The organism is Vibrio marinisediminis, from assembly GCF_014050145.1.
In the GTDB taxonomy this organism is placed as follows: domain Bacteria; phylum Pseudomonadota; class Gammaproteobacteria; order Enterobacterales; family Vibrionaceae; genus Vibrio; species Vibrio marinisediminis.
The window spans coordinates 68,713-87,155 of sequence record NZ_JACFYF010000013.1 but is presented as its reverse complement, the minus strand read 5'-3'; the positions used below and the strand labels follow the sequence as shown (position 1 = coordinate 87,155).

Below are 18,443 nucleotides of genomic sequence, written 5' to 3'. Positions count from 1 at the left end.
ATTACTCGTAAACCATACCCCTTCGCCCCTTCTAGCACTATTTCCCGTTATACCCATTTATTTTTTCTTAGCTGTTTTGCGCAATAATGCGCTTGCAGACACCTCTACACGAACGCATTCTCATCAATTTTTATTTACCCCTCAATGGGGTATGCTGTGACCATACATATAGCAACTCCCCGCACCAGCACATTTACTAGAAGTGCTATTACGGCGCCCGCTTGCTTTTGCTTAAAACACATACTAAACCTAAAGCAAATGAGATAAGAATTGGCAAATATCATCAATTCGTAGATCCAGTCTCAGGAGGTGTGTATGAATAGCAAAGAGACAATTCGGACGCTAGAGCAGCAAATATACGTCGCTTGCTCAGAAGGTGATTACGACGCGGTCAATATGCTTGAACATCAGTTAGAGATGCTACGCAGTAAAGCTGAGCACCCTTTTGACGATGATCCTTACGCGCCAGAAGGGAAAATTTTCCCGGACGACGAATGGTAGACTAGACTCACTCGCAATCCCCCTGATTAGAGCCCCGATAAGGGGCTTTTGTTTTTCAGCAACTTTTTTAAGTCTATTTGTCACTTCCTTAGCCCCATGACAGTAAGTTAAAATACTCAAACTAGACGACGTGCTAAAAACTACTCCTTTACAAAGCACATTTTGACGCTATCATTCATGCGCAAACGTTTACGTGTCCATTTTTCTCGCATAATCGAGGGTTTTATGCTGTCGGATATTGATATTTGCCGAACTGCAAATTTGTCACCTATTGGTGACATTGCGACTCGTGCCGGCTTATTGCACGATGAATTTCATAGCCAAGGTAAACACAAGGCCAAAGTTTCACTCAACTGCCTAAAACGTCTTAATGAGAGCGCTACAGGTAAATTGGTTATCGTAACCGCAATCACGCCTACCCCTCTTGGTGAAGGCAAAACTGTTACAACAGTGGGTCTAGCTCAAGGTATTGCTAAACTCCAACGCTCTGTCGTGGCTTGCATTCGTCAGCCATCCATGGGACCAGTATTCGGTGTAAAAGGCGGAGCCGCCGGCGGTGGTTATTCGCAAGTTGCGCCCATGGAAGAATTGAATCTTCATCTGACGGGAGATATTCACGCCGTCACCGCAGCGCACAATTTGGCAGCCGCCGCTATTGATGCGCGCATTTACCATGAACAACGTAATGGTTACGACGATTTTGAAAAACGCAGCGGCTTAAAAGCATTAAAGATTGATCCAAAGCGCGTGGTTTGGAAGCGTGTTATGGACCATAACGATCGCGCGCTACGTATGGTGACGGTTGGCAAAAATGAACTCGGCAAAGAGATCAACGGTTACGAGCGTGAAGATGGTTTTGACATTTCAGCCGCATCAGAGCTTATGGCCATCCTTGCCCTTTCTTGTGATTTAAAAGATCTACGTCAACGCATAGGAAGAGTCGTCGTCGCTTATTCGGTTGATGGTAACCCTATCACCACAGAGCAACTGCAAGTGGCTGGTGCAATGGCTGTCAGTATGCGCGATGCCATTGAACCAACGTTAATGCAAACTCTTGAAGGAGTACCGACTCTTATCCATGCAGGTCCCTTCGCCAATATCGCCCATGGTAACTCATCGATTATTGCCGATAATATTGCCACTCGCTTGGCAGACTATACCGTAACAGAAGGCGGTTTTGGTTCCGATATGGGGTTTGAAAAAGCCTGCAACATCAAAACTCAAGTTTCTGGTAAAGCACCTGACTGCGCCGTGATCGTCGCGACATTAAGAGGATTAAAAGCAAACTCAGGTCTTTATGATTTAAAACCGGGTCAGCCTATTCCTGATTCTCTATTTGAAGATGACAGCGATGCACTTGAAGCTGGTTTTGCTAATTTAAAATGGCATATAGAAAATGTTGCAAAATATGGGGTACCCGCTGTTGTTGCTATCAACCGCTTCCCACAAGATAGCGAACATGAATTGGCTCAACTTTATGCGATGATTGAACAGCTACCAAACAATGTGGAAGTAGCGATTAGCGAAGGCTTCGCCAAGGGTGGCGATGGTACGCTGGAGTTAGCAAATAAAGTAATAAAACAGTGTCAAACAAAAACAGTTTTCACTCCACTTTATCAACTTTCCCAAACAACCGAAGAAAAGCTAATGGCAGTTGCGGAAGTTGGTTATGGCGCATCCAGTGTCACGTTGAGCTACCAAGCAAGAAATCAACTTGAAGAGTATCAAAAACATGGCTTCGATGACCTAGCGGTATGTTTAGCCAAAACGCCATTATCGATCTCCTCTGACAGCAATATCAAAGGTGCACCAAGTCACTTTAATGTACCGATCCGAGAGCTAAAGCTATGTGCTGGGGCTGGGTTCATTTATGCGCTTTGCGGTAACGTAATGACGATGCCTGGCTTGCCAGAAAAACCTGCGTTCATGAATTTAGACCTTGATGATGACGGTAATATCATTGGATTGAGCTAGCTCAAGCTGGATGGCAAAACGAGCACTCTGTTGCTCGTTTTTTCTTTCTTCCAAAACCGCGTCGCGCGTAAGCCTTATGTTTACTGTTTGCTGTTTGCTGTTTGCTGTTTACGTAGGAAAACCTTGGCAACACTCTTGTTGAAGACCATCTACATGCCATTTGGATTGCTCTTCTATAAAAATACGCATATCGACAGTTTTACTGGGCTCTGACTCTAAACTGCCCGCAGGTACGAGATAAAAACGCCCATTTTGAGTTAATACTGGCAAACCTGAGCCACAATGCTTGCAGAATCTGCGCGTAAATAGCCTTGTTGGATGATTAAACACTATCGTATCTTCTTCTCCTTTCAACCAACGTAATGTCTCTGGTAAAGCGAAGAGATTTGACGCATGGGCACTACTTGTCATTTTTTGGCATTGTTTGCAGTGGCAAAAATAAAATCGCTTGAAGTCATCTTCTACATCAAACTGGCACACCCCACAAAAACAACTTCCTATAATTCTATTATCCATTAACTGATTCCTTCCCTATTTGACTATGTAGCACACTTGAGCGGAGCAGAACGATCTAAACTCAATGCTCGTCAGTACAAAGTTATTAGATGAAATTTTTTTCGCCTTACACCGTTCCAGTGTAACAGATAGGATGAAACTAAGAGGTAGGTATGAAATTCAAGTTATCACTACTGCTGCCGTTTTTCGCAATGGTTCTAGTTATGACTTCCTTTTTTGGAACTGCGGAACAGAGCAAGACAGAGAGTTCTACTAATGGAAGAAATGAGGTAGCCACTTTAGCGGGTGGATGTTTTTGGTGCACAGAGTCAGATTTAGAAAAATTACCCGGCGTAATAGACGTCGTGTCTGGCTATGCCGGTGGGCAAGTTAAAAACCCAACATACAAACAGGTTTCATCGGGTAAAACGGAACATATTGAAGTCATTCAAGTTACTTTTGATCCTGAAAAAGTGACTTATGAACAAGTGCTAGACCAGTTTTTCCGCCACATTGATCCTACTGATGATAAAGGATCTTTTGTTGATAGAGGTCCTCAATACCGCCCTGCAATCTTCTACCATAGCGACACCCAAAAACAAATAGCAACTCAATTTATGGCAGATATCGAAAAATTGGGGGTGTTTAACAAGCCACTAAAAACTGAGCTGCGTCCTTTTCAATCCTTTTGGTTGGCGGAAGACTACCACCAAGATTATTACAAGCGGAACTCGGTTCGTTATAAATACTATCGCTACTCTTCAGGGCGAGACAGTTACTTAGACGACATCTTTGGCTCAGATCGCAAAAGTAACCCTGTCACTTTACGCCAGATGATCGACGAACAGGCACTGCTTTCGCACGGTAAAACATATATCAAGCCTAGCGATAAACAACTAAGGCAAACCCTGACACAGATGCAATATTATGTCACTCAAGAAGATGGCACCGAGCGAGCATTTAAAAACGAGTTCTGGGATAACAAAGCAGAAGGCATTTATGTTGATGTCATAACGGGAGAGCCACTGTTTTCCTCAACAGACAAATATCGCTCAGGTACGGGCTGGCCAAGCTTTACAAAACCAATTAATGACGCCTTCGTCGTAACACAAACCGACTATAAAATGGTCTACCCGAGAACAGAAGTACGTAGCCGTTTTGGCGATTCACATCTAGGGCATGTTTTCAAAGATGGACCTGAACCAACAGGTTTAAGATATTGTATGAATTCGGCAGCAATGCGCTTTATTGCTAAAGAAGAACTGAACAATGAAGGTTACGAAGAATACATGTCACTGTTTAATGAATAGATCTTAAATGTCAGTAGAAGCCTAACACAGGCTTCTACTGATCACGGCTTATTCGCCTTGCTTTCTATCCACAAGTTTCTGCAGATTGCCATTTATTTTAAAAATGACAATCATTAACTCACACCAAATACGCGCACCTAAGACACCACCCACAATTTGCAATAGACCTAGAAAGATCGCACTCGAACCATAACCGGTAAATATGGTTGCCAAACCACCAACAATTGAAACTAAAAGTAGTAGCCAATAAATGAAGGTTACAATTTTAGGAGTTAGCATCGAGTCGAAAAAAAACACGCTTTTCATTATCTATCCTTAATAAGTCGCAATTAAATATTCATTGTTGTGGCATATAGATAATTGATTATTCAATCAAAAGTTTAGCCACGCGCGCATGGTAGCATATCAACTATAAGTCGATTTGCTACCAACTATTTCTTATCAGATATAAATCACGAAAATAAAGCGAACTCAAACAACTATTTGTCACTAAAGGCTAAATAACAATAACACCCAACTGTTCAAGCAGTTGAGATTGCTGCCAACTGGCAATTTTAACACCTGTCAGGTCAACACGAGTCGGGTTAAGCCCCGTAAGATCGCAGTCCGTTAAATCACATTCACGAATTCTAAACTCTCCCCAAATATCAGCGGAAAACTCGCCATTACTGAGATCCGAACCTTGCAGCGACGAACCTTGTAAATTTGTTTCTATCCAGCGATTTTCAAATAAATCGCACTTTTCAATGCACAAACGCTCCATGTTAGCGTAAGACAAATTACAACCCGTAATATAGGCAGAACAAAAATAAACGTTATGACTAACTTGATTGGCAAAACGCGCTTGAGAAAAGTTAGCCCCTTTCAAGTCACATTGACGAAATTCCACTGCAAAACAATTACACCCAACAAATTGGCTCATGGATAGTTGGCAGTTTTTAAAACTCGCTTCGTGTAAGTTTGCATAATTAAAGTTACACCCTTCCACTTCGCCTTGTTCAATAAACGTACACTGTTCAAATTGAGCTTCAATTAACTGTGCTCGGCTAAAATCACAATTGAAAAATTTACACTTAACAAACTTCGCATAACTTAAATCAGCGTTGGCAAAACTGTGTTCTCTAAACACTTTATCGGTAACATTCATAATTAAGGCTTAATTAGTCCACCATGATAATGCAATTCATACACTTTCTGTTGCAAGAGCTCAATCCATTCATAGCCAGTAAACGAATAAACATCGCCCTGATTATTATCATGGTATGTACCCCACTCGGTCTCATTGACTGAATCACCAAGAAAATGCCCCAACTGATATAGCTTTCTCAAACTCGCTAAAACGGTATTACCCGCTTTCTCTGCATCATAACAATCTGGTTGAAGGATTTTCCCATAGTAGTTCATCGCCCAAATTGGCTTGCCGTCAAAATATACGACCTCTTGCCCAAGAAAATCCTGACCACCAAAGTAGCTATCCAGATACTGAAAGTGCCCATTCTGGTATTGAATATCATGGGAACCCAGTCGAGATGGCAGACACCGAGGCGCCCTTGCGACATAAGAATTCTCTTTAGCCTCTACGATGAATTGATACAGTTCTTGCTGAGTAAATTGTGACATAGCGGACTCCAATTAAAATCAAAGAACACTATACCTGTATATCCAAACAGTGTTGCGAATAATTTCACAATTTACCCAAACAGTTTGCTCCAAATGCTTGGGTTACGTTTATCATGATACTCTTCTCGCAAATCATCGATTACTTTCAATTGTTGCTTTGCACCTTGCAAATCACCCTGCTCGAGTTCTTGATTGATACCATTAATGGTGATGGTTAGTTTCTCGAAGCCTTCCATATACAAAGCTTTCTTTTCATCAGGGTATTGAGCTTGTTTTGAGGCATCTAGCAATTGATTAAAATTTACCATTGCCTGCTGCATTTCTTCGACAGTTTGCGCTTCTGCTGCGTGTTTAAAATCCAGTTTCATCTGCTTCATTGCCGACTTTAAATCGTAATCGCTGGCGATAACTTGAGTCGTCACTAGCGTTGTTAGAATCAGTACACTTCTTATCATTGTTCTCTCCTTGGTATGAATCAGCAGTTTACTGCAATAATGCGCCCTCCCGTAGGCTATTTTACCTACATAATTGTTTCAAAGTTGGTCTTTGGCAGGGCTATATCCCTTCTATACTTAACAGCACATAAGAAAATACTGTTTATTTTCAATATGAACGCAAAGGATTATATCACTTGCAACGCTATGATATTTAAGAGTTAAATGGAATTCCTCAAATTTCCAGAAAGAAAAACAAGCTACATAATGAGCAATCGCACTTTAGATAGTTGATGTAAATCAAATTGTCGTAGACAATACAGCGCCGTATTGAGTTATAGCTCAACGAGCTTCGATTTTATCTATCAGTAAGATAGGTATCATCGATTATCCATTTTGAGGTGTCGTTGATAGGATTGCTTTCCAATATTTACAACAAAGAAAGCCATCTTAGGCACGCAGTTTCTACCTCGTTTTAAGGGAAAGATGATGGTAATTCCAGAAAACAGTAGCATCGTTATTTTTGGTGCTTCGGGCGACTTAACTTACCGTAAGTTGATCCCAGCTCTATACCACCTCTACGCGAACAAGCAGCTTCCAGACAACTTCGCAATTTTAGGCGTAAGCCGCACTGAATACAGCGACGACTCTTATCGCGATAAACTAAAACGCTCTCTCCAAGAAATGGAAAAGACGGAGCCCGCCACTTTAGATGCATTCATTGAACACTTGCATTACCAAGCTATCAATACCTCTGATACTGCCGACTATAGTAAATTAGCGCAGCGTCTTGATCAGCTCGCTGACGCCTATCAATTTGAACAGCGTAATACGCTTTTTTATCTGGCGACACCGCCAAGCCTTTACAGCATTATTCCAGCAAGCCTTGCTGCGCATGGTTTAAATGACGAGCAAACGGGTTGGAAACGTCTGATCATCGAAAAGCCATTTGGCTATGATCTTGCATCAGCACGTCAGCTCGATAAAGAAATTCACCAGCACTTCCAAGAGCACCAAATTTACCGTATTGATCATTACTTAGGTAAAGAAACCGTACAGAACTTATTGGTGTTTCGTTTCTCCAACGCTATGTTCGAGCCGCTATGGAACCGTAACTTCATCGATTATGTTGAAATCACCGGAGCAGAGTTCCTTGGCGTAGAAGAACGCGGTGGTTACTACGACGGCTCTGGTGCCATGCGTGATATGTTCCAAAACCACTTACTCCAAGTATTAGCAATGGTCGGAATGGAGCCACCAGCACAGATTAACGCTGACTCAATTCGCGATGAAGTGGTAAAAGTATTGCAATGCTTGAAACCATTGGAAGAGGACGATCTTCGTAACAACCTTGTCTTGGGTCAGTACACCGAATCCGATGTACGCGGACAGCACCTACTCGGTTACCGTGAGGAGCCAGGCGTAGCTGAAGACTCAAGAACAGAAACCTACGTAGGTCTTAAAGCATATATCAACAACTGGCGTTGGAATGGCGTTCCTTTCTACGTACGTACTGGCAAACGCTTACCAACCCGTGTTACTGAAGTTGTTATTCATTTCAAGAACACACCACACCCCGTATTTGGTCAAAATGCGCCTGAAAACAAGCTCATCATTCGTATTCAGCCTGATGAAGGCATTCAAATGAGCTTCGGTTTAAAACAACCAGGCGCCGGTTTTAAAGCCAAAGAAGTTAAAATGAACTTCCATTATGCTGACCTTCAAGAGACGCAAATGTTGACGGCATATGAGCGCCTATTACTTGACGCTCTAAATGGTGATGCGACGCTATTTGCACGTAGCGATGCGGTTGAAGCATGCTGGAAGTATGTACAACCGATCCTCGATTTCAAACAAGACCCGCAAGCCCTATTTGGCTATGCATGCGGTACTTGGGGGCCAAAAGAGTCCAACGACTTATTACAACGCGATGGTCGCGCATGGCGCTACCCTTGTAAAAACCTTACAGACACGGATTACTGCGAACTATGATCAATCATAAGATCTTTGAAACGGCTGAGCAGGTTGTTGAAAGCCTAGCGAATGACATGAAAACCTACAGTGAACTCGGTCGCCCGGTTCATATTTCCCTGTCAGGTGGCAGTACACCAAAAATGCTGTTTAAGCTATTAGCAAGTGCACCTTATGCAGAATCAATTCAATGGCAAAACCTGCACTTCTGGTGGGGCGATGAGCGCTGTGTGGCTCCGGATGATGCAGAAAGCAACTATGGTGAAGCTAACACACTACTCTTTAGTAAAGTCGCTCTACCTGCTGGAAATATTCACCGTATCCGTGGTGAAGATCAGCCTGAAGGTGAAGCGGAACGCTTTGCTAACGAGATGGCTGAAGTGATCCCGAGTGAAAATGGTACGCCTGTATTTGATTGGATTTTGCTTGGAGTTGGTGCTGATGGTCATACAGCGTCGCTATTCCCTAACCAAACAAACTACCAAGATGAGAAGCTATCTGTACTCGCATCTCATCCTGAATCAGGTCAAATCCGTGTTTCTAAAACCGCAAAAGTTTTAGAGGCAGCAAAACGAATCAGCTACCTAGTGCTAGGTGCAGGTAAAGTTGATATCGTAAACGAAATTCATACCACTGCGGCAAGTGAACTGCCTTATCCGGCAGCGAAAATCCAGTCGAAAACGGGTAAAACCGAATGGTATTTAGATTCAGACGCAGCAGCAAAAATCGCGTAACGCGAGCGTCGTACGACACAATTGGAGAGAAACAATGAAAGGTGATATCGGTGTAATTGGTCTAGCGGTAATGGGCCAGAACCTTATCCTAAACATGAACGACCACGGCTTTAAAGTTGTCGCTCATAACCGTACAGCTGCGAAAGTTGACGAGTTTCTAGAAGGTCCAGCAAAAGATACCAACATTGTTGGCGCATACTCGCTTGAAGAGCTGGTTGAGAAACTAGAATCACCACGCAAAGTGATGCTGATGGTACGTGCGGGTGACGTCGTTGATATGTTTATTGATGCACTAACGCCACTCCTAGACAAGGGTGACATCATCATTGATGGTGGTAACACTAACTACCCAGACACTAACCGTCGCGTGGCAGCATTGCGTGAGAAAGGCATACACTTCATCGGTACTGGTGTATCGGGTGGTGAAGAAGGTGCACGTTTTGGTCCATCAATCATGCCTGGTGGCGCACCTGAAGCTTGGGAAGCGGTGAAACCTATCTTCCAAGCTATCTCTGCAAAAACTGATGCTGGCGAACCTTGTTGTGATTGGGTTGGTAACGACGGTGCTGGTCACTTCGTTAAAATGGTACACAACGGCATCGAATATGGCGACATGCAACTTATCACCGAAGCTTACCAGTTCATGAAAGATGGTCTTGGTATGTCGGCAGATGAAATGCAAGCGGTATTCGCACAGTGGAATGAAACTGAGCTAAACAGCTACTTAGTCGAAATTACTGCTGACATCCTTGGCTACAAAGATGAAGACGGTGAAGCGCTAGTTGAAAAAATCCTCGACACTGCGGGCCAAAAAGGCACGGGCAAGTGGACTGGCATCAATGCGCTTGATCTCGGTATTCCACTGACTCTAATTTCTGAGTCTGTATTCTCTCGTTGCCTGTCAGCACTAAAAGATCAACGTGTTGAAGCTGAGCAACTATTTGGCAAAACAATCGCCCCTGTTGAAGGTGACAAACAAGAGTGGGTTGATGCTCTACGCCAAGCGCTGCTTGCGTCTAAGATCATCTCTTACGCTCAAGGCTTTATGTTAATGCGCGAAGCATCTAACGAGAATGGCTGGGATCTAAACTACGGCAACGTGGCGTTAATGTGGCGTGGTGGTTGTATCATTCGCTCTGCATTCCTAGGTAACATCCGTGATGCATATGATGCAAAACCAGAACTTGCTTTCCTAGGTTCTGATGCTTACTTCAAAGGCATCTTACAAAATAGCCTAAGTGCATGGCGTAAAGTGGCGGCTAAGTCTCTAGAAGCGGGTATTCCAATGCCATGTACAACTTCTGCGCTAACATTCCTAGACGGCTACACTACAGCTCGCCTACCTGCTAACTTGCTGCAAGCTCAGCGTGACTACTTCGGTGCTCACACATATGAGCGTATCGACCGTAACCGTGGTGAATTCTTCCACACTAACTGGACTGGTACTGGCGGCGACACTGCATCAACAACTTACGACGTATAATATGCTTTAAAGCACGCTACGTTTTTAAGGTCGATAGTTTTCTATCGACCTTTTTTGTATCACCACTTAAAGCACTTCATCTCTACCCCATCCCTATTCTCATCCTTTGCTCTACGCCTAAAAATGTTGTTGCATGGAGGATGTGTACCAGGCCAATTTCACCTAAGGTAACTCGCGTCAAATTAGCTATTCCAGCAATTGAAAAACCATCAACTAGGGTTAGTTATCCCATGAATAAATACTTTGTATTTGTACCGCAACACATTGAGCGGGAAGTTGAAAAGGACATTCAAGTACTATCAGAATTGGAAGCTGAACGTCAGGCGCTCGTTCGACTAGCACAACAAGCTGGTGAATTAAGCGCTTAGATGTAAAAAAGCCCAACCTTAATTGATTGGGCTTAACTTAATTTTTTAGAATCACGACTATCGAAGTAGCATTTGTGCCAGTCGTTTCCCAATACGGAAAAAACTATAAAAGACTGCGATCATCAAAACAATTGACAATACATAAGCCAAATAACTAGGAACGCCAAGTCCCCAGGCAAAAGTGAATGCCAGCCCCTGCATCGCTTCATTTGGCCAGTAGATAAAAGGGGCATTAGTGCCTGATGCAAATAAAAATAGAAACGCCGCAAAGCCCATTAAGGCTACGATTGTCCCTGCAACATTAGCTCTATTCATGAACAATATACTGCAATTAGAAAACGTAATTGTATTCCTAACCTCTAGGTTCCGCTAGCAAAAATTCATGCCACTTATTGCGCACTACTCACCTAGAAAAATGAATAAAAGTAATGCCTTTATAGCCGTTAAAACAGCAAGCTTGATCATCCCGTGCTAGCTTTAATACGTTAACTATTAGGAATGATTACAATGCTACATGACTTTAGCACTCTTGCCGTTACCGTCTTTATGGGATTTTTTGCCATGATGAACCCAATTGCAAACACCGCGGTGTTTGTAGGGCTGACTGGGGAACAAACCGTCGATGAGAGGCGTAAAACCGCAATCAAAGCACTATTGTGTGCTTTTGTTATTGTTGCGCTGTTCAGTTTGCTCGGCAAAGGTATATTTGACCTGTTTGGTATTACTTTGCCAGCCCTAAGGTTAGCGGGTGGAATTTTAGTCTTTTTAGTCGGTTATCATATGCTACAAGGTAATCAGTCTAAGATGCACTCTGAAGACAAAAGTAATACTGATAACAAAGACATTGCGATTTCACCTTTAGCTCTCCCCATTCTCGCAGGACCGGGAACTATCGCCACCGCTATGAACTACTCCGCATCCGGCGATATCCTACACATCGTCGTTACCATTTCTGCTTTTGCTTTACTTTGTCTTATCACCTTTACCTGCTTTTTATTCGGACCCACCTTGGTGGATAAATTGGGCGAAAGCGGCATTAGCATTACAACTCGTTTGATGGGGCTGATCTTAGCGGTAATTGGTATGCAAATGTTAATTCAAGGCGTGCATGATGCAACTCAGCTCTTCGCCCAAACTTCATCGTAATGTAAAACACGATCCTATAGGAGCCTCTTATGAAGTCATTGACCCTGCCATTTCTAATCTTGTCTGTTGCCTCGGCTCATGCTTTCGCTGATAACGAGCTGGTCAAAACACAAAGCCATTCAGATGTAAGTAGCACGGCAAGTCGTTTAGTTACTCTCTTGGAAAATAAAGGGATGACGATTTTCGCAACAATCGATCATAGCGATGCAGCAAACAAAATAGGCGCCACATTAAGACCGACCCAACTAGTGATCTTTGGTAACCCAAAAATTGGCTCTAAACTGATGCAATGTCAGCAATCAATCGGGATCGACTTACCGCAAAAAATGTTAATCAGTGAAGACCAAGATGGTAAGGTTTGGATTTCATATAACCAACCCCACTATTTGGCACAACGCCATCATTTAAGTGGATGCGATAATGTATTGAAAAAGGTAGAAACCGCACTCAACAACTTTGCCAAGAAGGCGGCGCAAACGAACAATCCATAACGACCACCTCGGCGATTATGGGAGATATTTCTCCATTAACCATATTCGCTGCTGGTGATACATTCCTGAACTGAACGTTTTGAATCCACATTTTTTATATATGTGCATAGCTCGCTGGTTGCTTTCAAACACATCAAGCCATATACGACATTTATTTAATTTTTCACGACAATATTGTTCCATCGCTATTATCGCTTTTTGCCCTACACCAGAATCCTTTTTATCAATCACAATACGACGAAACTCAACGCTTTCGCCCTCTTCCACCGCAAGAATCATGAAACCGATCATTTCATCACTATCATATATCGACAGATAATGTGTATTTTCCCTCCCCATTTCGATGGCATGTCGGTCCGCAGAATAAGGCAATATGTATTGATGGGCGTCGCTAGCAGATTCGAGTAACACAAACCTATTAACGTCCGTTTCCTGTGCCGATATGAGCTTTATTGTCATAACTGTCTCTTGATTGTTATTAAAACGATAAGCAACTGATTAAATTAATGTAATCAAGGTAAATTACCGCAAAATACCTTGCCAACAGAATGCCATTCTATTATTTCCCGCGCAATGTGCTTTGAAAAAGCACTTTAAGTAAGTAGATTGTCACTGAAATAGCGGTCTCTGATGCAAAATCATGCCGCTATTTTAAGGCTGGCTTGACCGTTATGGATAAACCTTTTCAAATCTTTCAAGTACCAGTTCTGACTCTTCAGAAAACTGAGCCCCTACTTGATTGGCATATTGAGTAAAGAATTGAAGGTGAGCTTCTCGCCACCATTGATAGCTGCCATCACCTTCCCCTTCTGACTGAGCAAACTCCTCTGTCACCTGATTAAATGGGCAAATAGAGACCTCTGTATGCTCAATAATACACACTGGCTCCTCTGTCCAATTCAATACTACGGTTAAACGCCCGACCAAAGGTAAAGGTTCATTTTCGATATCATAGCCCTGCTTTAAGCTACAGGATGCAGTTTTTGTTCTTTGATTGACTAATCGCGCACATTCATTTGCATTGTATTCATCCGCACAAAAATACTCGGCATGCACTTGTGGTATTGAATCTCGTTGAGCCTCACTTAATGTCAGCAGATATTTATGTAGAAACGCTTGCTGGATTTCTGTCATTACCACTCCTTTTTTACCTAACCTTTACCTTACCTAGCCAATGGCACAGGTTTAGTGACATAAATACCTTTTATTCAGGGATACATTACCAAAGTTTCTTATTCAACAATATTGAGACAATCCCCAGACACTACGAGACCCATCACGTTTCTGCAATAGCGAAACGTAAACGGTGTAAGATTAATTCCTTTAGAATCATTACCTAGCATGCTTCCTATATAATCACAGACTTTGGATCTTTTTCTTAACAATATGTGCATTTGATAGCGTAATACCTTCCATGCTTTTGCTATTATTGCCATGATTACCTAACGCTGGGTGCTTTTCTAATGAGAACTCTTTTTAACGACAACCAAATCTATCTCGATCTTACTCGTCGTGCTATTAGGTTTTCTTTCATTCCCGTGCTATTTATTGCACCCGTAATGGCACTTTCGATCCCAGTGGAGTCAATCTATGATTATTTATTGGAAGTGACGAGACTCTACTGTGTACTCATCATGGCATCGGTCACTGAAAACCTTGTTAACTCCAAGGTGATCAGAATTGGCATTATTCTAGCCATCATTAATGGGGTATATGATGCAATAACAGAGATCCTCTATATCGAACAAGTTATAAGCCACCGATTCCCTTTTGCCGATGCGCTGATTGACGAGGCACTATTAATAGCTGCTTATGGTTGTATCATTTTCGGTCTTTTCAGACACTTAAGTAAGGTAAATAAATTGTCTTTAACCGACAACCTAACCAAGTGTTATACACGAACAGCATTGAAGTTATTACCGCGCGGTTCTTACCAGCTCTTTTATTTTGATCTCGATAAATTCAAACTTATTAATGACACCAAAGGGCACAATGTTGGTGACAAAGTGCTCATTATATTTGCTCGTCGATTAATGCGCTGTTGTGACAACATTGGCTATGCATTTCGCGTTGGTGGCGATGAATTCATCGCGATCATTGATACCGAAAACGCGCAGGATTTCATCGAAATTTTTACTAAAGCGTGTGAAGTTGAAGGCATTGAATTTAGTTATGGTACTGCGGCTTGTGAGAGTATCCATTACGACAAAGCAATAGCGGAAGCCGATGAAAACTTGTACGAAATGAAACAGTTTAAATCATCAAACTACCCTTTCAATTTGAACCTATAAGTAAATAGCTCACGCAATGGCTTAGAGATTCAATTTAGTATCCTTGATACGCCTTTTATCTACGCTGGAATCTTTATTTGAGCGGCTCCTCTCATGTAGAATAAGGGAAAACACGAACTCATTGAGAACACCATGGCAAAACTGACACTACAAGAGCAAATGCTTAAAGCTGGCTTAGTCAACGAAAAGAAACTTAAAAAAGCAAAGAAAGGCTCAAAAAAATCTCGAACTCAAGCGAAAGAAGTTAAAGCGGCTGTTGAAGAAAACAAACGCCTACAACAAGAACGAGATAAAGAACTCAGTACACAACAAAATGAGCAGCGCGTAAGCAAAGAAATTCAATCTCAGATTAAACAGCTTATTGAGATGAACAAATTAGACTTGGGTGATGGTGATATCAAATACAACTTCACTGATGGAACCTTGGTGAAAGCTCTGTATGTTGAACCAATGGTTCGTGAACAATTAAGCAAAGGCATTTTAGCGATTGCACGTACTGGAGAAAGTTACGTTGTCATTCCGAGTGCCGTAGCGAATAAGATTGCTCAACGTGATGAAAACGCAATCATCGATCAAAAAGAAAAAGAACCAGATACCATCGCAGAAGATGACCCATATGCAGATTTCGTTGTTCCTGATGATCTGATGTGGTAACAATATATCTAGCCATCACCCCATATCGAGTGGTGGCTTTTTCAGCACTATCTTGCAATTTCTGTTTCCGATAATTCTATTTCGCCTGTACTTTTCCAATCGCACCCATTCTCACCAGATAGAAACAGCCCCTTAGCACCTCACCGTTATAAAATTCGTTTACAAAAAACAATACTGTATACGTTACAAAGCACACTAATCTACCAGCGCGCCCCCTTTTCTCGTTTCACCTCAACACTCTCAATTAAAAAACGTGCCTGCCGAGCGTATCATTAATTATTAAATTCATTAAACAATACAGTTCACATGTTAAATATATTGTTTAATTTCGTTACCAAACCCACCCTTATCATTGAATCCATCAATAAATCATTGCTTTCGAAATAAAATTGTGGATGATGCGCATGGTAATGATAATGATTTGCATGCGTATTTAAAAATAATTAGACCTATCTATTCCGCAGTCACTATCGTTCAAACTCTCACGAATTAACAGCAGTAGGATTTATGGATAGTTCTCACACAATAACCCCAATAGCATTTGCGATCATCTGTACGCTTTACGGCGGATATGCTCAAGCTCAGCAAACAACAAAGCAAGATCATAAAGAGACTGAACAAAGTGAAACTGAGGTCGTCGTTGTCACAGGAACGGCACTGACCATTGATCGTCTTGAATTAGAACAAGCCCCAAAAAACAACCCTTCATTATCTCAAGTGCTAAAGCATGAGCCTAGAGTCGGAATCAACGACGCTCAAGGTTCAATGCAAGGTGGTGACTTGAAGCCTGAAGAGATTTCGCTGTCGGGTGCTCGTCCACATCAAACTAAATATACCATTGATGGCGTAGGCGTAAATAACTCCACCACCTTTGGTAACTCAAAAGAACACCCTACGGCACTCTCTTCAGGCCACACATCCGGTTATTTTGTCGATACAAACCTAATTGATAGCGTTGAAGTCCTCGATCACAATATCAGTGCTGAACATGGCGGATTTACTGGTGGTGTTGTTGATGCCCAATTGCGTAAGCCAACAGAAGAATTCGTTATTGATTACAATTTTCGAATCAATGACAGTGACTGGAATGAACCACAAAAAGTAGGTGAAAACTTCCAAGATTCTTACGGCACACCAATAGATGGCTCGGGTGAATATCAACCAAACTTTCAAAAACGCATGCACGCTCTTCACCTAGGTGGAGCGATAAGTGACACGCAAAAACTCGCATTAAATGTGAGCCATCAAGTCTCAGAAATTCCCCTAGCGAATAGTAAAGATGTAGACCAAACCATGGACAACATCTTCATTACCCATATTTGGGAGTCTGGAGCTTGGCAGACAACAACTGATGTTCGTTATGCTGCGCATGAAAGCAACCACTTTATGAACGATGCCAATAGTAACGGTGCTTATCAACAAAACAGCGAGTCGACTAACTCTCATTCTGGTTTTGGCGCGACTTTTAAAGTGGAGCGCGAATTCACAAGCGGTCACTGGCAAAACTCTTTGGCGTACGACCAACTAAATGATGAACGCAAAGCCGATAGCGACTACTTCGTTACTTTCATGAAAAGAGTAGGTAGCTCTTTTGAATTTTACAACGAAGGCAGTTACGGCAATCTAAAACAGAGCCAAGAATCTTATCAATATAAATCTGCATTCCATTGGGATCCAATACAGCTTGGTCCGAGCGAGCATCAGGCGAGCATTGGGGTGGAGTTAAATCATCAACAAGGCAAGGTCCAACGACAAGATGATCACGTAGTTTATCAACATCGTGAATTGGTTCCCGGTAACCCATTAATTTCAACACTCACTCGCTATGAAGCTGCAAACTACGATGCCGACGCACAACAATACAGTGTTTTTGTTGATGACCGTATGCAATGGGACCGTTGGGGAGTCTACCTGGGTGGTCGAGTCGATCACATGAGTGTGTTTAACCAAACTGTCTTCTCGCCACGTTTCACCACCAGCTGGGACTTCGACATGGTTGATACAAACCGGGTCACGCTTGGCGCCAACCGCTATTACAGCGCCAATCTTTTAGGTTGGGCATTAAAAGCAGAGCAAAAGAAATATCAATCTCGATCACGTAGCTGCACACCGAATGATGGTAATTGGAGTAATTTAGACCCAAGTAATCTGACGTGTGCATCAACCACTACTTATGATGGTTTAGCGCTCAACCAAGCAGATATTCCCTACTCCGATGAACTCAGTGCGGCATGGGCAATTGATATCAATAATTTTGCTTTTAATACCGTTTATATCTACCGACAACAAAGAGACGGAATCACTTACTCTACTGATTCTGCCTCAGGTACTGCCACGCTTCACAATAACATCAAAAGTGATGATCAGATCATCAGCTTAGAAGTATCAACCATCCACCCTTACGAAATCGCTGGTGGCTATTTTAGTAGCAATTGGAAAATCGCCTATGACCACAGACGCGGGCACGGTGATCTAAAAGCAAGTTATGACCAAGGCAATGACTTGGGTGGCGGGTTTCAAGATGAATGGGTAATGCTTGATGGTCAACTAGTACGCTACAGCGAAATGGATGTCAGCGGCTATCAATCTCCTGTGAAAAGCAGCTTAGACCTAAACATGTACTGGGTTGATGCTGGTTTAGTGTGGAACAACCGAATTAACTACCAACAAGGTAAAAAAGCCACTGCCTATCAGGGTATGGAAACCGTTGAAATTAACGGTCAACGCGAGAGCGTAAACTCTTTGGCATCAACCGAGTTAGACGACTTAATTACTTGGGATATGGCTGTTAACTGGACACCAGCACAGCTAGATGATCATGTCATTTTTGGATTAAGCGTCACTAACGTTCTCGATACGCAAGAAGTGGTCTCAATTTCGGGTATTCAACTCGGCAACAATATTCCTAACGAACACTACAACACAGGTCGACAAGTCTGGCTAAACGTTAATGTACGAAATTAACCAAAGT

Annotated in this window: 20 protein-coding genes; 12 read left to right on the top strand and 8 right to left on the bottom strand. The window is 42.4% G+C overall.

All coding sequences use genetic code 11. The features are described from left to right. The first annotated feature begins 315 nt into the window (after positions 1–315). Together H2O73_RS16770 and H2O73_RS16765 are read left to right on the top strand one after the other, a co-directional pair. On the top strand, positions 316–501 hold the full coding sequence (locus tag H2O73_RS16770) for a hypothetical protein (protein ID WP_182110078.1): 186 nt from the start codon (positions 316–318) through the stop codon (positions 499–501). 225 nt (positions 502–726) lie between these two features. Continuing rightward, positions 727–2,475, top strand: coding sequence for a formate--tetrahydrofolate ligase (locus tag H2O73_RS16765; RefSeq protein WP_182110077.1), 1,749 nt, complete (start codon positions 727–729; stop codon positions 2,473–2,475). Positions 2,476–2,583: 108 nt separating this feature from the next. Here H2O73_RS16765 and H2O73_RS16760 read toward each other — a convergent pair whose 3' ends face one another. Then, positions 2,584–2,991, bottom strand: a complete 408-nt coding sequence (locus tag H2O73_RS16760) for a GFA family protein (RefSeq protein ID WP_182110076.1) — start codon at positions 2,989–2,991, stop codon at positions 2,584–2,586. Between the two features lie 152 nt (positions 2,992–3,143). On the opposite strand from H2O73_RS16760, the gene msrB reads away from it, so the two are divergent. Beyond that, positions 3,144–4,280, top strand: a complete 1,137-nt coding sequence (msrB, locus tag H2O73_RS16755) for a peptide-methionine (R)-S-oxide reductase MsrB (RefSeq protein WP_182110075.1) — start codon at positions 3,144–3,146, stop codon at positions 4,278–4,280. Between the two features lie 48 nt (positions 4,281–4,328). Here the strand turns inward: msrB and H2O73_RS16750 are convergent, their stop codons facing one another. The 4 genes from H2O73_RS16750 to H2O73_RS16735 all read right to left on the bottom strand — a co-directional run bounded on the left by H2O73_RS16750 (position 4,329) and on the right by H2O73_RS16735 (position 6,355). Then, positions 4,329–4,586 carry a DUF4282 domain-containing protein gene (locus tag H2O73_RS16750; protein WP_182110074.1) on the bottom strand — a complete coding sequence of 86 codons (258 nt, stop codon included), beginning with the start codon at positions 4,584–4,586 and terminating at the stop codon, positions 4,329–4,331. 190 nt (positions 4,587–4,776) lie between these two features. Further along, a complete protein-coding gene (locus H2O73_RS16745; protein ID WP_182110073.1) occupies positions 4,777–5,427 on the bottom strand; it encodes a Qnr family pentapeptide repeat protein in 651 nt (216 codons plus the stop codon). Positions 5,428–5,429: 2 nt separating this feature from the next. Continuing rightward, a complete protein-coding gene (locus H2O73_RS16740) occupies positions 5,430–5,900 on the bottom strand; it encodes a DUF5680 domain-containing protein (RefSeq protein WP_182110072.1) in 471 nt (156 codons plus the stop codon). A 71-nt stretch (positions 5,901–5,971) separates the two neighbouring features. Beyond that, positions 5,972–6,355, bottom strand: a complete 384-nt coding sequence (locus tag H2O73_RS16735) for a cytochrome b562 (protein ID WP_182110071.1) — start codon at positions 6,353–6,355, stop codon at positions 5,972–5,974. Positions 6,356–6,823: 468 nt separating this feature from the next. Between H2O73_RS16735 and zwf the strand changes: the two genes are divergently transcribed. The 4 genes from zwf (at position 6,824) to H2O73_RS16715 (ending at position 10,890) form a co-directional block, all read left to right on the top strand. Then, complete coding sequence (zwf, locus tag H2O73_RS16730) at positions 6,824–8,326, top strand: glucose-6-phosphate dehydrogenase (RefSeq protein WP_182110070.1); 1,503 nt, start codon at positions 6,824–6,826, stop codon at positions 8,324–8,326. Continuing rightward, complete coding sequence (gene pgl / locus H2O73_RS16725; protein WP_182110069.1) at positions 8,323–9,039, top strand: 6-phosphogluconolactonase; 717 nt, start codon at positions 8,323–8,325, stop codon at positions 9,037–9,039. Before zwf ends, pgl begins: the two co-directional genes overlap by 4 nt. Positions 9,040–9,073: 34 nt before the next feature. Continuing rightward, the gene (gene gnd, locus H2O73_RS16720) at positions 9,074–10,522 is read left to right on the top strand and encodes a decarboxylating NADP(+)-dependent phosphogluconate dehydrogenase (RefSeq protein WP_182110068.1); all 1,449 of its coding nucleotides are present in this window, start codon (positions 9,074–9,076) and stop codon (positions 10,520–10,522) included. A gap of 230 nt (positions 10,523–10,752) precedes the next feature. Continuing rightward, positions 10,753–10,890, top strand: coding sequence for a hypothetical protein (locus H2O73_RS16715; RefSeq protein WP_182110067.1), 138 nt, complete (start codon positions 10,753–10,755; stop codon positions 10,888–10,890). A 57-nt stretch (positions 10,891–10,947) separates the two neighbouring features. Here the strand turns inward: H2O73_RS16715 and H2O73_RS16710 are convergent, their stop codons facing one another. Beyond that, positions 10,948–11,205 carry a hypothetical protein gene (locus tag H2O73_RS16710; protein ID WP_182110066.1) on the bottom strand — a complete coding sequence of 86 codons (258 nt, stop codon included), beginning with the start codon at positions 11,203–11,205 and terminating at the stop codon, positions 10,948–10,950. Between the two features lie 192 nt (positions 11,206–11,397). Between H2O73_RS16710 and H2O73_RS16705 the strand changes: the two genes are divergently transcribed. After that, a complete protein-coding gene (locus H2O73_RS16705; protein ID WP_438696082.1) occupies positions 11,398–12,036 on the top strand; it encodes a MarC family protein in 639 nt (212 codons plus the stop codon). 29 nt (positions 12,037–12,065) lie between these two features. Further along, positions 12,066–12,527: a DUF302 domain-containing protein gene (locus H2O73_RS16700; RefSeq protein WP_182110064.1), complete on the top strand. Its 462-nt coding sequence runs from the start codon at positions 12,066–12,068 to the stop codon at positions 12,525–12,527. Between the two features lie 15 nt (positions 12,528–12,542). Here H2O73_RS16700 and H2O73_RS16695 read toward each other — a convergent pair whose 3' ends face one another. After that, complete coding sequence (locus H2O73_RS16695) at positions 12,543–12,986, bottom strand: GNAT family N-acetyltransferase (RefSeq protein WP_182110063.1); 444 nt, start codon at positions 12,984–12,986, stop codon at positions 12,543–12,545. Positions 12,987–13,196: 210 nt separating this feature from the next. After that, a complete protein-coding gene (locus tag H2O73_RS16690; protein ID WP_182110062.1) occupies positions 13,197–13,661 on the bottom strand; it encodes an ASCH domain-containing protein in 465 nt (154 codons plus the stop codon). Positions 13,662–13,990: 329 nt separating this feature from the next. Here H2O73_RS16690 and H2O73_RS22225 point away from each other — a divergent pair, with 329 nt between their 5' ends. The 3 genes from H2O73_RS22225 to H2O73_RS16675 all read left to right on the top strand — a co-directional run bounded on the left by H2O73_RS22225 (position 13,991) and on the right by H2O73_RS16675 (position 18,436). Continuing rightward, a complete protein-coding gene (locus H2O73_RS22225; protein ID WP_182110061.1) occupies positions 13,991–14,818 on the top strand; it encodes a GGDEF domain-containing protein in 828 nt (275 codons plus the stop codon). A gap of 132 nt (positions 14,819–14,950) precedes the next feature. Beyond that, entirely contained in the window at positions 14,951–15,472 is a 522-nt protein-coding gene (locus tag H2O73_RS16680; protein ID WP_182110060.1) for a DUF2058 domain-containing protein, read from the top strand. A gap of 507 nt (positions 15,473–15,979) precedes the next feature. Beyond that, complete coding sequence (locus H2O73_RS16675; protein WP_182110059.1) at positions 15,980–18,436, top strand: TonB-dependent receptor plug domain-containing protein; 2,457 nt, start codon at positions 15,980–15,982, stop codon at positions 18,434–18,436. The last annotated feature ends 7 nt before the right edge of the window (positions 18,437–18,443 follow it).

Bases quoted from the DNA above. Each gene is read 5' to 3' on its own strand.
- H2O73_RS16770 (WP_182110078.1), top strand. From the start codon at position 316: ATGAATAGCAAAGAGACAATTCGGACGCTAGAGCAGCAAATATACGTC.
- H2O73_RS16765 (WP_182110077.1), top strand. From the start codon at position 727: ATGCTGTCGGATATTGATATTTGCCGAACTGCAAATTTGTCACCTATT.
- H2O73_RS16760 (WP_182110076.1), bottom strand. From the start codon at position 2,991: ATGGATAATAGAATTATAGGAAGTTGTTTTTGTGGGGTGTGCCAGTTT.
- msrB (WP_182110075.1), top strand. From the start codon at position 3,144: ATGAAATTCAAGTTATCACTACTGCTGCCGTTTTTCGCAATGGTTCTA.
- H2O73_RS16750 (WP_182110074.1), bottom strand. From the start codon at position 4,586: ATGAAAAGCGTGTTTTTTTTCGACTCGATGCTAACTCCTAAAATTGTA.
- H2O73_RS16745 (WP_182110073.1), bottom strand. From the start codon at position 5,427: ATGAATGTTACCGATAAAGTGTTTAGAGAACACAGTTTTGCCAACGCT.
- H2O73_RS16740 (WP_182110072.1), bottom strand. From the start codon at position 5,900: ATGTCACAATTTACTCAGCAAGAACTGTATCAATTCATCGTAGAGGCT.
- H2O73_RS16735 (WP_182110071.1), bottom strand. From the start codon at position 6,355: ATGATAAGAAGTGTACTGATTCTAACAACGCTAGTGACGACTCAAGTT.
- zwf (WP_182110070.1), top strand. From the start codon at position 6,824: ATGGTAATTCCAGAAAACAGTAGCATCGTTATTTTTGGTGCTTCGGGC.
- pgl (WP_182110069.1), top strand. From the start codon at position 8,323: ATGATCAATCATAAGATCTTTGAAACGGCTGAGCAGGTTGTTGAAAGC.
- gnd (WP_182110068.1), top strand. From the start codon at position 9,074: ATGAAAGGTGATATCGGTGTAATTGGTCTAGCGGTAATGGGCCAGAAC.
- H2O73_RS16715 (WP_182110067.1), top strand. From the start codon at position 10,753: ATGAATAAATACTTTGTATTTGTACCGCAACACATTGAGCGGGAAGTT.
- H2O73_RS16710 (WP_182110066.1), bottom strand. From the start codon at position 11,205: ATGAATAGAGCTAATGTTGCAGGGACAATCGTAGCCTTAATGGGCTTT.
- H2O73_RS16705 (WP_438696082.1), top strand. From the start codon at position 11,398: ATGCTACATGACTTTAGCACTCTTGCCGTTACCGTCTTTATGGGATTT.
- H2O73_RS16700 (WP_182110064.1), top strand. From the start codon at position 12,066: ATGAAGTCATTGACCCTGCCATTTCTAATCTTGTCTGTTGCCTCGGCT.
- H2O73_RS16695 (WP_182110063.1), bottom strand. From the start codon at position 12,986: ATGACAATAAAGCTCATATCGGCACAGGAAACGGACGTTAATAGGTTT.
- H2O73_RS16690 (WP_182110062.1), bottom strand. From the start codon at position 13,661: ATGACAGAAATCCAGCAAGCGTTTCTACATAAATATCTGCTGACATTA.
- H2O73_RS22225 (WP_182110061.1), top strand. From the start codon at position 13,991: ATGAGAACTCTTTTTAACGACAACCAAATCTATCTCGATCTTACTCGT.
- H2O73_RS16680 (WP_182110060.1), top strand. From the start codon at position 14,951: ATGGCAAAACTGACACTACAAGAGCAAATGCTTAAAGCTGGCTTAGTC.
- H2O73_RS16675 (WP_182110059.1), top strand. From the start codon at position 15,980: ATGGATAGTTCTCACACAATAACCCCAATAGCATTTGCGATCATCTGT.